Here is a 12,562-nt window from a genome sequence, read left to right as displayed (position 1 = left end):
TCACGACATGGCCCAGCGCGCGTTCAACCTGCCCAACATGCTGACCTATGCCCGCATCATCGCGGTGCCGCTGGTCGTGCTGTGCTTTTTTCTGGAAGGCCATCTGAAATCGAGCGACTTCGCCCGCTGGTCGGCGCTGGTTATTTTCCTGCTGGCGTCCGTCACCGACTATTTCGACGGCTATTTTGCACGCGCTTGGCAGCAGACCTCCAACATCGGCAAGATGCTCGATCCGATCGCCGACAAGCTCTTGGTCGCCACGTGCCTTTTGCTGCTGGCGGCCGACACCGACCGCCATGCCGGCATTGCCGGCTGGTCGCTGTGGGCGGCGATCATCATCCTGTGCCGCGAAATCCTGGTTTCCGGCCTGCGCGAATATCTGGCCGCGCTCAAGGTCTCGGTGCCGGTGACGCAGCTTGCCAAGTGGAAGACCACTATCCAGATGGTCGCCATCGCCTTCCTGCTGGCGGGGCCGGCCGGCGACAAGATATTCCCGCTGACGACGCAGACCGGCCTGGTGCTGCTGTGGATCGCCGCGCTCGTCACGCTTTACACCGGCTATGACTATTTCCGCGCCGGCCTCAAGCACATCATGGATGAGTGAGATGATGACCCGTCTCATCTATTTCGCCTGGGTGCGCGAGCGGATCGGCACATCGGAAGAAGACGTCGAATTGCCCGCCGGCATCGAGACTGTCGCCGACCTCTTGCGCTGGCTGCAATCGCGCGGCGAAGGCTACGAGCACGCGCTGCAATATCCCGACGTGATCCGGGTTGCCATCAATCAGGAACATGTCGATCATCGCGAGAAGATTGCGGGCGCGCGCGAGATCGCCCTGTTCCCGCCGATGACCGGGGGCTGACACTCATGCCGGCCGCCCTGGTGCCGAGCGTGCGCATCCAGCGCCAGGATTTCGACGTCGCCGCCGAGATCGCCGGGCTGACGCAAGGCCGCGCCGACATTGGCGCCGTGGTTTCTTTCTCCGGCCTGTGCCGCGACGAGCAGGGCGCGCTCTCGGCACTGGAGCTCGAGCATTATCCCGGCATGGCGGAGGCCGAGATCGGTCGCATCGCCACCGAGGCGGTTCGGCGCTGGCCGTTGCAAGGCCTCACCGTCATCCACCGCCATGGCAAGATTCGCCCGGGCGAGAACATCGTGCTGGTGGTGTCCGCCTCGGCGCATCGCCAGGCTGCGTTCGAAGCGGCGAACTTTCTCATGGATTACCTCAAGTCGCGGGCACCCTTCTGGAAGAAGGAGCATCGCGTCGATGGCTCCGAAGGCGGCTGGGTCGAAGCCAAGGACGCCGACACCCAGGCGGCGAAGCGCTGGAAATCGTCATCCGAATAAATCCCTGTCGCAGCCATGCATTGACCGCAATCCTTTGGCCAAATTGCGCGAGGTGATCAGCTCGGGCGTTGGCGGCCCCGGGCGTTGGCGACCCGGGGCAACGGAGGTGGTCATGCTGGACAGACTCGCGGAGTTTTTCGTCTTCGGTTTGGTGCCGCTGGTTGTCGGCATCCTGGCTGTGCCGGAACAGTCCGTGGCCGCCGAAAAGACGGTGCGGGGCGAGGTGATCTATCGTGAACGCATCGCCCTGCCGCCTAGCGCCGTGCTGTCCGTCCAGCTTGCCGATGTCTCGCTGGCCGATGCGCCGGCCAGGATCATCGGCGAGCAGACCGTCAAGCCAGGCGGCCAGGTGCCGATCAGCTTCGAGATCAAGTTCGACCCCTCGGTGATCCGGCCGCAAATGACTTATGCGCTGCAGGCGCGCATCACTGTCGACGGCAAGCTGATGTTCATCTCCGACGTACGCCACCAGGTCGATCCGCTGACCGACGCGCCGCAGACCATCATGCTGAAGATGGTGGCATCCACCAGCGAGCCGGCGGTTTCCGTCTTTGGTCAGCTCTGGGTGATCGACTATGTCGACGGTGTCGGCGCCATCGCCGCGCCGCAGGCGACGTTCAGGGTCAGCGAAGCCGGCAAGGCCGGCGGCCGTGGCCCTTGCAACACCTATTTTGCCACGGCCAAGGTCGATGGCCAGACCATCGCTATTAGCGACATCGGCTCGACCTATATGGCTTGCGCACCGGAGGTGATGGCCGAGGAAAAGGCCTTGTTCGATGCACTGGCCAAGGCGGCGTCCTACAAGGTCGAAGCTGGCAAGCTCGCAATATCAGGCAAGGATGGCCGCGAGATCCTGCGCTTCAGCGCCGCGAGCTGATCGCCAATGAAAAAGGCCGGCGAGGTGCCGGCCTTTCACATGAGGCTTGGCCGTGTCGGCTCAGCCGACGATCTCGGTGTCCGAGAACCAGTACTTGATTTCCTGCGCGGCGGTTTCCGGCGCATCGGAACCGTGCACCGAATTCTCGCCGATCGACAGAGCATGCACCTTGCGGATGGTGCCTTCGGCGGCGTTGGCCGGGTTGGTGGCGCCCATCACTTCGCGGTTCCTGGCAATGGCGTTCTCGCCTTCCAGAACCTGGACGATCGTCGGTGCCGACGACATGAACTCGACCAGTTCGCCGAAGAACGGGCGGTCCTTGTGGACGGCGTAGAAACCTTCCGCCTCGCGGCGGCTCATCCACACCCGGCGCGAAGCGATGACGCGCAGGCCGGCATCTTCGAGCATCTTGGTGATGGCGCCGGTGAGATTGCGCCGGGTTGCGTCCGGCTTGATCATGGAAAAGGTGCGTTCGAGCGCCATGGGTCGTCCTTGTCTTGGAATGGAATCGAGAGTGGCGGGCTCTATACAAGCCGCCCAGCCCATTGCCAAGGGGGTGAGGAGCGGTCCGCGAAGCGGACGGAAAGCCAATTGCTTGGCTTTGCGAGCGACGAACGCCCGGAGCGCGAGCGAAGGGCCGGAACCGGTCCGCGAAGCGGACGGAAAGCCAATTGCTTGGCTTTGCGAGCGACGAACGCCCGGAGCGCGAGCGAAGGGCCGGAACAGGTCCGCGAAGCGGACGGAAAGCCGATTGCTGGCTTTCCGGAGCGACAACAGCCCGGAGCGCGAGCGAAGGGCCGGAACAGGTCCGCGAAGCGGACGGAAAGCCGATTGTTGGCTTTCCGGAGCAAGATCAGAACGGCTGCACAGCAACGCTTTGCTTGCTATAGTCGCGTGTCGGCGCCGCGCTGAAGTCGGCCCGAATGGAGACAACATGACCATGACCGACGATCGTCAGGAGCGCATTCGCAATCGCGCCCATCAGATCTGGCAGGAAGAAGGGCAACCGGCCGGTCACCACGAACGCCATTGGCACCAGGCGGCCGCCGACATCGAGCGGGAGGACGCGGGCAAACCGGCCAAGCCAGCCAAGAAGGTATCTGCCGCCGGCAAGGCAAAGGCCGCCCCCAAGGAAGAAAAGCCGGTGGCGAAGGCCAGCAAGCCGAAGACCGGCAAGCCAAAAAAGGCGGCCAAGTAAGGCCGGCTGTCCCGCCGCTGATTTTCGCAACGGATTGATGGCCCAGCTGCCTTGCGGGCAGGGCAGGCGTTTTGCCGCCGTCACGCCGCCGCCGCAATCTTTCGCCCCAGCCCGCCATGCAGGTCGAGGCAGCGGGCGAACCACTGAGCCACGACGTCGCCATCGTCGAGCAATTGATACGGCGTCGCCACGCGCGCCCATTGCAGCGCGCCGAACACGATATAGTCGGCAAACAGCGGCGACGCGCCGCCGATGAAAGGCTGGTAGCCCAGCATTGAGCGCAGCGGCTCGAGCGCGGCCCGGAAGGCTGTCAGCCCGGCGTCACGGGCCGTGACGACGTCTTCCAGCTTCTTGCCAAAGCGTTGCTCCCGGCTTTGGCGGAAATACACGGCATTGCGCTCGTCCTGCATGGCATGGAGGTCGACGAGCGCGGCGGTGGTGATGTAGGGATGAATGGTCAATTGCGACCAGCGCTCGATGAAGCGCGCCATCGCCTTGCCGCCTTCGCCGCCAAACAGCGTCGGCCGGTCCGGATAGGCCTCGTCGAGATAGAGCGCGATGGCGAAGGAATCGGTGACGACCTTGTCGCCGTCGCGGATCACCGGAACGGTTTTCGACGCGCCGCCTTCGATCGTCGGCACCTCCAGAAAACGCGTCGGCGCGGTCGAGACATCGAGGCCCTTGTGCGCCAATGCCATCGTTGCCTTCCAGCAATGCGGGCTGAACGGGCGGCTCTCGTCACGCCCGACGAGATCGTAAAGCAGAATGGTCATTGGCGCGGGTGCCTTTGCGGTCTAGGTATCGCCCGACACCCGAAACGGGCCGGCGGGAGAAAAAATGAAACAGCACTTCACGATGTTTGCCGCCTACAATCAATGGGCCAATGGCCGCATCTATGATGCCGCCGCCGATCTCGACGACGAGGAATTCAATCGCGATGTCGGTGCCTTCTTCGGGTCTCTGATGGGCACGCTCAACCATCTGCTCGCCGCCGACCGCATCTGGATGAAGCGCTTCACCGGCGAAGGCGACGCGCCGACGGCGCTGGACGCCATACTGCACCGGGCCTTGCCCAAGCTGCGGTTGGCGCGCGAGGCGGAGGACCGGCGGATTATCGACTGGCTCGCAGGCTTGAGCGACAAGGCGCTGACAGGCCGCTTCACCTATATGACGGTGTCGGATATGCGCACCGTCTCCCAGCGCCTTGCGCCCGCCCTGGCGCACGTCTTCAACCACCAGACCCATCATCGCGGCCAGGCCCATATGATCCTGACGGTTCTGGGCCGCCCGTCCGTAACGCTCGACCTGGCGCATTTCCAGCGCACGGAGGAGGGAAGGGCCTTCGCCTGACTCCTGATTGTTCTCGCTTTGCGCCGAGCGGTCGGCGCTGGCTATCGCCGCATTTTTTGCTGCAGCATTGCCTTCACGTTAGGCCATTCGGAATCGATGATGCTGAAACGGACGGAATTGCGTTTCCGGCCGTCCGGCATGATCCGCTCATTGCGAATGATCCCTTCCTGCCTTGCGCCTATCCGCAGGAGGGCGGCTCTCGAAGCGTCGTTCAGTTCGTCCGTGGTGAACTGCACGCGAACACACTCCATGACCTCGAAAGCATGGGCAAGTAGAAGGTATTTAGCCTCGGTATTGACCCCCGATCGCTGAACCGAACTGGCGAGCCATGTGTGCCCAATCTCCAACTTTCGGTTCGTGCGATCGATCTTCCAGAACCGTGTGCTCCCGCAGATCCGTCCCGTGCTGCGCAGGACGATTGCATAAGGCATGACAGTCCCGGTCTGCCGGCCAGCCAGGGCGGTGGCGATATGGCCGTCGATCGTGGTTGGCCCTGGGACCACGGTGGCCTTCAGATTCCACAGCTCGCCGTCCGTGGCCGCGCTCAGAAGTCCCTGCGAATGCTCCTGACGAAGGGGCTTGAGCTCGACGATTTCGCCGACCAGAGCAGGTTGCCTGGATTGGATGTCCATTGACCGATGGTCCTCAATTTTCTGGCAGGCGGTCATCGGCGGGCTATTGAAGGCGGATCTGAATTTCAGACAGCCTCGGAAGCCAAATCCCTGACGTCGCTATCCAATTGGCGTTGCGTCAGCGCCGCCTCCGCCATGACCCATTGTTTGAACAGCAGCACCTTGCGTGCGGCAAGGCTCTTGTGGGGGGCGACAAAGTACCAACCGGCGGTGTTCGGATGGTGGACAGCAAAGGGCGCGACCAGTCTCTCGCCGCGAATGTCGCTGGCCATATAGGCGCGGTTGGCGACGGCAAAGCCCATTCCGGCATTGGCCGCCTCGTAGGACATCATGCACGAGTCGAAATAGATGCTTTTGGTCTCGCTGAGCACGAAGCTGGCGCCGGCAAAACCAAGCCAGGATTGCCAGTTCTGGGTGCAGGTGTCGGAATGCAGCAGCGTAAAGAGCTTGAGGTCGTCCGGTGTCACCCTCGACACCGGCTTGTTGCCAAGAACCTCGTGGAACAGTTTGCGGCTGCACACCGGTGTCAGGTCTTCCCGAAACAAAAGGTCGGCTGGCAGCCCGTTGAAATGGCCGTCGCCATAACGGATTTCGAGATCGAAATCGGAGCTCGTGAACTCGTGCGTGGCGTAGGACGTCGAAACCCGCATGACGATATCGGGATGTTGCTGCTGGAACAGCGGCAGGCGCGGAAACAGCCAGCGCGCGGCAAAGGTCGGCAGCACGGATATTTTCAGCACATGCTCCTGCGATTGCCCGGTCGCTTCCATGCTGGCGGCGACGATCCGCTCCAGCGCTTCGCGAACGCGCGAGACATAGGTCTCGCCCTCCGGCGTCAGCGATACTGCATTGCCGCCGCGTTGGAAAATCTTGAAGCGCAGCTGATCCTCCAGGCTTTTCACGCGCTGGCTGACCGCTGAAGCGGTGATGAACTGCTCCTCGCCGGCGCGCGTGAAATTACCGTGGCGTGCGGCACTCTCCACGATTTTCAGCGAATTGAGGTTGACCTGACTGAGCAGACGCACGGGTTTCGACCTTAAGCTGGGCTTACGGTAGCACTAGCATTCCTAATTTTACAGGGGGGGCTAATTTAATCGACTGTTAACCAAGTGTTTGCCCCCCACTTGGAGAAGTACAATGAACGCACATACCATACCCGAACTGCGTTATGCGATGAGCCGCGAGGCCATCATCGGCCACGAAACCGCCTGGAAAGTGTCGAGTTTCGGCGTGGCGCAGTATCTGCACGGCTATGATCCGGCACTGCTTGCCGCGATCGAGGAAGCGGCGCTCAGGCTGAAGGCCAGCCATGCCGTGCACAAGCACCTCGATCTGACCTTCATCACCGGCGCCGACCGTTTCATCCCCGAAATCAACGAGTTGCTGCACGACAAGTTGCGTCTGGAGCGGCTGTCCGACATGATGGGCACGAAGCTCGAGCCCTATCCGCTGTCGATTGTCGGCTCGACCGTTACCTTCATGAATCCCAGGGACGGCGCCGTCGAATGGCATTGCGACGGCGTTCCTGTCACCGAGCTCATTCCGTTGTCGATCAGCGATCCGCTGGTTGGCGGACATCTCGAAATCTATTGCGATGATTCCGAGACCGGCCGCGCCATCCTCGAATCCGGCCGCGAGATTCCGCGCAACCGAATCATGCGCATCGACCACAAGATGAACTACGCCACGCTCGGGCAGTTCCTCGGCGTCCTGCATCGTACGGCGCCGATCCGGTATGGCGAGCGCGTCACGCTGGTGCTCAACCAGCGTTCGGTGGCCAAGCCCTATGTCGACGACAACAGGATGTTCTATCTCGCCGCCGACAACGACCACGACCGCGAATGGGTCGCCGAGCTCGCCGAAGATGTCTGGACCAACCAGTTGCCGGCCTATCGCCGGTTCGAGGCGGAGCATCCGACGCCCGCCCCGGTCGCCGAAACACAGGTTCCAGGGGGAGCCAGGGAATCATGGTAACCAACCATGATCCCGAAAAGTGCGAACCGGGTTTCGGACGAGATCATGGTCGAGCGCGGAACTAGAGCTCCTTGCCGATACTTTCGGCTTGGATCAGGCTCGATACCCGCGCTGGTCTTCGCCGCTGGCGCGGTGGCTTTGTGGTCGACCAATGCCCTGGTCGGCAAATCCCTTCTGGCGACCCATCCGGTTTCGCAGGTGCAGTTCCTGCAATTTGCGGGAGCTGCCCTGGTCTTCGCCCTGATCCGGTTCTTGGGTCGGGAGGCGGTCCGGCCGGTCGCGCCCAGGGCCGCATTCGCTCCTCTGGCGGTCGGCTTCATCGGTCTGGTCGGCACCATGGTGCTCCAATACGTTGCCTTCGCCTCGATGCCAGTGATCGAAGCCAATCTCGTGGCCTACACCTGGCCTTTGATGGTTGCCGCGGCGGTGATCGCCTTCGAAAATCCGCGGCGACCGGGCTTGCTGGGCCTTGCCGCCGCCCTTGGATTCGGCGGCGTCGCGCTGGTGATTTCGGGAGGACGTGAGAGCAACTGGTTCCAGGGCGACCTCGTCGGCTATTTCGCCGCATTCGGCTCCGCGCTGTGCATGGCTTTCTATTCGGTGGTGGTGGGCCGGCTCGCCATGTCGCCGGACCGCCTGTTGCTGCCTTCGTCGCTCATCGGCGTCGTCTTGACGTTTTTATGGTCCGCTCGCGAAGGCGTCGCCTGGCCTGTCGGCGTGGATCTCGCCCTCGGACTCTATCTGGGCGCCGGCCCGATGGGGCTGGGTTATTACTTCTGGTCGCGCGCCCTGAAGCTCGAACGTGGTGGCAAGGTCGCCGTCGTCGCCTATCTCACGCCGATTGCGTCGACTTTGCTGCTGACGTTGTCCGGCGAACGGTTGACGGCGACCGCCATTGCCGGCGCCGTCCTTGTCATCGGCAGTTGCATCGCGGTCGGCCTGGAGCATTCGGAGGCGCAAGACCATGTTTGACGACAATGAACGTCTCGCCAGGCAGGAAGCACTTTGGCTGATCAAGGAATTTGGCGCCGAGGCACCACTTTACGCGGCTATGAAGGCCGAAAAGGCGATTGAGCAGAAGGATTTTGGGCGTTGTGCCCACTGGCGGCGTATTCTTGAGATATTGGCCGACGCCCGGTCAACCAAGTCTGCTGTGTCCAAGTATTAGATTTTCTAATTTGCGCGACGTCGATTTCCCATAAAAATAGTTGTCGTCAAGTCTTGATTCGTTTTGGCGCTTGGCGCCCGTTGGGGGACGCGGTTAAAGAGATACATCGACAGAAGTCTTCGCTGGGGTGGATGACTTTGTCGCAAATAGGGTGAAAGAATTGTCAAATATCGAGGATAAGACTGTTATCGAGCTGACGGCCGATATTGTCTCTGCCTATGTAGGCAACAATCCGCTTCCGGCTTCCGGCCTGCCTGACCTGATTGCCAGCGTCAGCGCATCGGTACGAAAGCTGGCTGGCGCGGTCGTCGTGGAAAGCCCGAGCCTGGTTCCGGCTGTGAACCCGAAAAAGTCGGTGTTTCCCGACTACATCATCTGCCTGGAGGACGGAAAGAAGTTCAAGTCGCTCAAGCGACACCTCAGGACAGACTATGGTTTGAGCCCGGACGACTATCGGGCCAAATGGGGCCTGCCGCCGGATTATCCGATGGTCGCTCCGAATTACTCGGCGACCCGGTCGGCGCTGGCGAAGTCGACCGGACTTGGCCGCAAGCCGGCAGCGCCGGCCGTCGTGGCCAAGACGACAAAGCGTGGCAAGGCCACTGCCTGAGTTCGGCTGGGCCGGCAAGGAGGCGGCAGGCTCGCGACCTTGACGGCCTAATGCATGTCGCTCAGAAGTGTGCAGCGGTTCTGGGACAACGACATGCATCAAAACAAAGACTTAAAGCGCGTCGCCTGATTCCGTTTCAGCGTGACGCGCTTTAGTTGCGGACACCGTTTCGCGACCTTGCGTGGCCAACTGGTCCGCAAGGTCTTGCGAAGCTGGTGTCTCCCGTGCAAAAGCGCGGCCATGCTTATCATCAACGATCTCTCGCTGCGCATGGCGGGGCGCCTGCTTCTCGACCATGCCTCGCTCACCTTGCCGGCCGGCACCAAGGCCGGCCTTGTCGGTCGCAACGGCACCGGCAAGACGACGCTGTTCAAGGCCATCACCGGCGATTTCCCCTCCGAGACCGGCTCCATCAACCTGCCGAAGAACACGCGCATCGGCCAGGTGGCGCAGGAAGCACCGGGAACCGAGGAGCCGCTGATCGAGATCGTGCTCAAGGCTGACCTCGAACGCACGGCACTCCTCGAGGAAGAAAAGACCGCCACCGATCCGCACCGCATCGCCGACATCCACATGCGGCTAGCCGACATCGACGCGCATTCGGCCGAATCCCGGGCGGCCACCATCCTGGCCGGCCTCGGCTTCGACGACGCCGCGCAGCGCCGTCCCGCCTCGTCCTTCTCCGGCGGCTGGCGTATGCGCGTGGCGCTCGCTGCCGTGCTGTTTTCAGAACCTGATCTGCTGCTACTCGACGAGCCGACGAATTATCTCGATCTCGAAGGCACGTTGTGGCTGGAGAACTATGTATCGAAGTATCCGCACACGGTGCTCCTGATTTCGCACGACCGCGATCTGTTGAACCGCGCCGTCAATTCGATCGTTCATCTCGACCAGAAGAAGCTGACCTTCTGGCGCGGCGGCTACGACCAGTTCGAGCGCCAGTACACCGAGCAGAAGGAGCTGCAGGAAAAAGGCCGCGTCAAGCAGGAAGCCGCCCGCAAGCATATGGAATCTTTCGTCGAGCGCTTCCGCGCCAAGGCGTCGAAGGCCAGGCAGGCGCAGTCGCGCATCAAGGCGCTGGAAAAGATGAAGCCGATCGCGGCCATCGTGAATGATTCAGTGCGGCCGTTCTCATTCCCTGAACCGGTCAAGACGGTGGCCTCGCCGATCGTTGCGCTGAACAACGTCAATGTTGGCTACACCGAGGGTCAGCCGATCCTGAAGAAGATGACGCTGCGCATCGACGCCGACGACCGCATCGCGCTGCTTGGCGCCAACGGTAACGGCAAGTCGACCTTCGCCAAATTGCTGTCCGGCCGGCTGAAGCAGGAGACCGGCACCATGACGGTGGCGCCCGGGCTCAAGGTGGCGATCTTCGCCCAGCACCAGCTCGACGATCTTCGCCCTGAGGAAAACGCCTACGAGCATGTCCGGCGGCTGATGCCGGAAGCACCGGAATCCAAGGTGCGCGGGCGCGTCGCCCAGTTCGGGCTGTCGACGGAGAAGATGAATACGCCCGCCAAGGACCTGTCCGGCGGCGAGAAGGCGCGGCTGTTGATGGGCCTTTCGGCATTCGAAGGGCCGAACCTGTTCATCCTCGACGAACCGACCAACCATCTCGACATCGACAGCCGTGAATCGCTGATCCATGCGCTGAACGAGTTTCCCGGCGCCGTCATCCTGATCTCGCATGATCGCCATCTCCTGGAGGCGACGGCCGATCGGCTGTGGCTGGTCAAGGATGGCGCGGTCAACCCGTATGATGGGGACCTTGAGGACTACAAGACGCTGGTCACTGGCGTGTCCGGCGACCGCCGCGAGCGGCGCGAGGCCGACAAGGCGTCGAAAGCCGACCGTCGCCGCGAGGCAGCCCAGCGCCGCGCCGCGTTTGAACCGCTGGCCAAGGAGATCCGCGCCACCGAAGCGCTGATGGACCGCATCCGCAAGCGCATCGACGGTATCGAGGACGAACTGGCCAACCCGGCGATCTACGAAAAGGATCCCTCGACCGCGACACGCCTGGCAAAGGAGCGTTCGCAACTCGCCCAAACGCTGGCCGGCCACGAGGAAAAGTGGCTCACCATGTCGGCCGAATATGAGGAAGGCACGGCGGAGTAACGCTACATCCTTGTCTCGGCGCTTGTGCGTTGCTTCGGCGATAACATGACCGTGAGGCTGTAACGGCTGGCCGCCGTGATGCGAATGACGGACTATGGCGCCATGCTGGGCTTCATACCTTGCCATCGTTTCCGGGAGCAGAACAATGTTTGACCGCCGTATATTTGTTATCGCCCTTGCCGCCGTATCGAGCATTGCATGCGCGCCTGCGGCACTGGCCGCCGAACACATGGCCTACACCCAGCAAGCGTTTGATGCCGCCCAGAAGGCGGGCAAGCCGATCCTGGTCGAGATCACCGCTTCATGGTGTCCGACGTGCAAGGCGCAGAAGCAGGTTCTCGGCCAGTTGCTGCCGATGGCCGAACATGCGGATCTGGCTGTCTTCGAAGTCGATTTCGATCGACAGAAAGATATCGTCCGCGCCTTCGGTGCGCAGATGCAGAGCACGTTGATTACCTACAAGGGCACGAAGGAAGTCGGCCGGTTGGTCGGCGTGACCCAGGCGGACTCCATCAAGCAGTTGCTTGACACCACCATCTGAGCGACGGCGATGCTGCTTGGTGTTGCCTTCTCGTTCACGGCCGGCGTGCTGTCGACGTTATCGCCTTGCGTCCTGCCGCTCATACCGGTCGTGCTCGGAGCTGCTGTCAGCCAGCATCGATACGGTCCTGTTGCATTGGCTGCAGGGCTTGCCATCTCCTTTACGGTTATAGGGCTCTTCGTTGCCACGATCGGATTTTCCATCGGGCTCGACGGTGGTGTTTTTCGTAGCGCCGCTGCCGTACTGATGCTTTTCCTCGGCGCCATACTGGTCGTGCCTGCCCTGCAGGCGCGGGTCGCGCTGGCCGCCGGCCCGGCCGGCAATTGGGTCGAGCAGCGCTTCGGAGGATTTTCCTCGGCCGGTCTCTGGGGACAGTTCGGTGTCGGGCTGTTGCTGGGAGCGGTGTGGAGCCCTTGTGTCGGCCCGACACTCGGAGCGGCCTCCGTTCTTGCCGCTCAGGGACACAACCTTGGTCAGGTCGCGGCCATCATGGTCCTGTTTGGCATCGGCGCGTCAGTGCCATTGTTGATCCTTGGCATGCTGTCGCGCGAAACCTTGCTACATTGGCGCGGCCGCATCGCGGAAACGGGCGGCGGGCTCAAGGTCGCGCTTGGCGTCCTGCTGATGCTTACCGCGGGTGCGATACTGTCCGGCTTTGACAAGGCGCTGGAGACGGCCTTGGTCAATGCCTCGCCCGAATGGCTGACGGCGCTGACGACGCAATTCTGAAAACCAGTGGAACGCTG

Annotated in this window: 17 protein-coding genes; 13 read left to right on the top strand and 4 right to left on the bottom strand. The window is 62.2% G+C overall.

Annotated features, from left to right (window positions below; all coding sequences use genetic code 11):
* Positions 1–7: 7 nt before the first annotated feature.
* From pgsA to A3AU_RS0113260, 4 genes are all read left to right on the top strand, one after another.
* On the top strand, positions 8–604 hold the full coding sequence (pgsA, locus tag A3AU_RS0113275; protein WP_010915213.1) for a CDP-diacylglycerol--glycerol-3-phosphate 3-phosphatidyltransferase: 597 nt from the start codon (positions 8–10) through the stop codon (positions 602–604).
* Position 605: 1 nt separating this feature from the next.
* Positions 606–863 carry a molybdopterin converting factor subunit 1 gene (gene moaD, locus A3AU_RS0113270; RefSeq protein WP_027053268.1) on the top strand — a complete coding sequence of 86 codons (258 nt, stop codon included), beginning with the start codon at positions 606–608 and terminating at the stop codon, positions 861–863.
* Positions 864–868: 5 nt separating this feature from the next.
* Positions 869–1,348 (top strand): molybdenum cofactor biosynthesis protein MoaE, encoded by a 480-nt coding sequence (locus A3AU_RS0113265; RefSeq protein WP_027053267.1) that lies wholly within the window; start codon positions 869–871, stop codon positions 1,346–1,348.
* Between the two features lie 112 nt (positions 1,349–1,460).
* Positions 1,461–2,225: a YbaY family lipoprotein gene (locus A3AU_RS0113260; RefSeq protein WP_027053266.1), complete on the top strand. Its 765-nt coding sequence runs from the start codon at positions 1,461–1,463 to the stop codon at positions 2,223–2,225.
* Positions 2,226–2,285: 60 nt separating this feature from the next.
* On the opposite strand, the gene ndk is transcribed toward A3AU_RS0113260, so the two are convergent.
* Positions 2,286–2,708, bottom strand: coding sequence for a nucleoside-diphosphate kinase (gene ndk / locus A3AU_RS0113255; protein WP_010915217.1), 423 nt, complete (start codon positions 2,706–2,708; stop codon positions 2,286–2,288).
* 451 nt (positions 2,709–3,159) lie between these two features.
* On the opposite strand from ndk, the gene A3AU_RS0113250 reads away from it, so the two are divergent.
* Positions 3,160–3,423 carry a DUF2934 domain-containing protein gene (locus tag A3AU_RS0113250; protein WP_027053265.1) on the top strand — a complete coding sequence of 88 codons (264 nt, stop codon included), beginning with the start codon at positions 3,160–3,162 and terminating at the stop codon, positions 3,421–3,423.
* Positions 3,424–3,503: 80 nt separating this feature from the next.
* Here A3AU_RS0113250 and A3AU_RS0113245 read toward each other — a convergent pair whose 3' ends face one another.
* The gene (locus A3AU_RS0113245) at positions 3,504–4,196 is read right to left on the bottom strand and encodes a glutathione S-transferase family protein (protein ID WP_027053264.1); all 693 of its coding nucleotides are present in this window, start codon (positions 4,194–4,196) and stop codon (positions 3,504–3,506) included.
* A 64-nt stretch (positions 4,197–4,260) separates the two neighbouring features.
* Here A3AU_RS0113245 and A3AU_RS0113240 point away from each other — a divergent pair, with 64 nt between their 5' ends.
* Positions 4,261–4,773, top strand: coding sequence for a DinB family protein (locus tag A3AU_RS0113240; RefSeq protein ID WP_027053263.1), 513 nt, complete (start codon positions 4,261–4,263; stop codon positions 4,771–4,773).
* Positions 4,774–4,814: 41 nt separating this feature from the next.
* On the opposite strand, the gene A3AU_RS0113235 is transcribed toward A3AU_RS0113240, so the two are convergent.
* Together A3AU_RS0113235 and A3AU_RS0113230 are read right to left on the bottom strand one after the other, a co-directional pair.
* The gene (locus A3AU_RS0113235; protein WP_027053262.1) at positions 4,815–5,405 is read right to left on the bottom strand and encodes a GNAT family N-acetyltransferase; all 591 of its coding nucleotides are present in this window, start codon (positions 5,403–5,405) and stop codon (positions 4,815–4,817) included.
* Between the two features lie 65 nt (positions 5,406–5,470).
* Positions 5,471–6,430 (bottom strand): LysR substrate-binding domain-containing protein, encoded by a 960-nt coding sequence (locus tag A3AU_RS0113230; RefSeq protein ID WP_027053261.1) that lies wholly within the window; start codon positions 6,428–6,430, stop codon positions 5,471–5,473.
* Between the two features lie 112 nt (positions 6,431–6,542).
* Between A3AU_RS0113230 and A3AU_RS1000000139500 the strand changes: the two genes are divergently transcribed.
* The 7 genes from A3AU_RS1000000139500 (at position 6,543) to A3AU_RS0113195 (ending at position 12,545) form a co-directional block, all read left to right on the top strand.
* Entirely contained in the window at positions 6,543–7,379 is an 837-nt protein-coding gene (locus tag A3AU_RS1000000139500) for a hypothetical protein (protein WP_027053260.1), read from the top strand.
* A gap of 45 nt (positions 7,380–7,424) precedes the next feature.
* Positions 7,425–8,351, top strand: a complete 927-nt coding sequence (locus A3AU_RS0113220; RefSeq protein WP_027053259.1) for a DMT family transporter — start codon at positions 7,425–7,427, stop codon at positions 8,349–8,351.
* Positions 8,344–8,547 (top strand): hypothetical protein, encoded by a 204-nt coding sequence (locus A3AU_RS0113215; protein WP_027053258.1) that lies wholly within the window; start codon positions 8,344–8,346, stop codon positions 8,545–8,547. The genes A3AU_RS0113220 and A3AU_RS0113215 overlap by 8 nt, the downstream gene beginning before the upstream one ends.
* A gap of 160 nt (positions 8,548–8,707) precedes the next feature.
* Positions 8,708–9,157 carry a Ros/MucR family transcriptional regulator gene (locus A3AU_RS0113210; RefSeq protein ID WP_081294320.1) on the top strand — a complete coding sequence of 150 codons (450 nt, stop codon included), beginning with the start codon at positions 8,708–8,710 and terminating at the stop codon, positions 9,155–9,157.
* 240 nt (positions 9,158–9,397) lie between these two features.
* Positions 9,398–11,275 (top strand): ABC-F family ATP-binding cassette domain-containing protein, encoded by a 1,878-nt coding sequence (locus A3AU_RS0113205; protein ID WP_027053256.1) that lies wholly within the window; start codon positions 9,398–9,400, stop codon positions 11,273–11,275.
* A 145-nt stretch (positions 11,276–11,420) separates the two neighbouring features.
* Entirely contained in the window at positions 11,421–11,816 is a 396-nt protein-coding gene (locus A3AU_RS0113200; protein ID WP_027053255.1) for a thioredoxin family protein, read from the top strand.
* A gap of 9 nt (positions 11,817–11,825) precedes the next feature.
* Entirely contained in the window at positions 11,826–12,545 is a 720-nt protein-coding gene (locus tag A3AU_RS0113195) for a cytochrome c biogenesis CcdA family protein (RefSeq protein ID WP_027053254.1), read from the top strand.
* Positions 12,546–12,562: the final 17 nt, after the last annotated feature.

Source organism: Mesorhizobium erdmanii USDA 3471 (assembly GCF_000472705.1).
Taxonomy (GTDB): domain Bacteria; phylum Pseudomonadota; class Alphaproteobacteria; order Rhizobiales; family Rhizobiaceae; genus Mesorhizobium; species Mesorhizobium erdmanii.
The sequence above is the reverse complement of the archived record's forward strand: the minus strand, read 5'-3'. Positions and strand labels throughout refer to the sequence as shown.